1 pseudogene is annotated in these 337 nt (G+C 58.2%); it reads right to left on the bottom strand.

Annotated elements, in window-relative coordinates:
* A pseudogene (locus tag ACF8ME_RS01025) lies at window positions 1-337 on the bottom strand (type VI secretion system tip protein VgrG); the annotation flags it as partial.

The raw sequence follows: 337 nt of genomic DNA, 5'->3' as shown, positions 1-337 counted from the left end.
TACTGCGAGCCCACTTCGGTGCTTTGCTTGCTGCCGACCTTGACCTGGCGCTCCTGCCCCACGGTGAGGCTCTGGTTCATGCCCACATGGGTCTGCATGGCCACGCCGATGTTTTCCATGTAGTTGACGCCGATGTTCATCATCTTCATCCCACCCACGTTCTGCATGTAGGCCATGCCTATGGTCTGGGTCTTGAGCAGGCCGACCGTGACGTGCCAGTTCTGGCCTATCTTGTCGGTCTCGGTCTTGCCGATGGTCTTGCTGCGGTTCTTGCCGATGGAGATGTTCTCGTCGATGCCGACATCCTCGTTGCGGTTGTCGCCGATGCTGATCTTCT

It is taken from the genome of Delftia sp. WSY_7 (assembly GCF_043104845.1).
Lineage (GTDB): Bacteria > Pseudomonadota > Gammaproteobacteria > Burkholderiales > Burkholderiaceae_C > Comamonas > Comamonas tsuruhatensis.
Note: the sequence above shows the minus strand (reverse complement) of the source record. Positions and strands in the feature narration are given on the sequence as shown.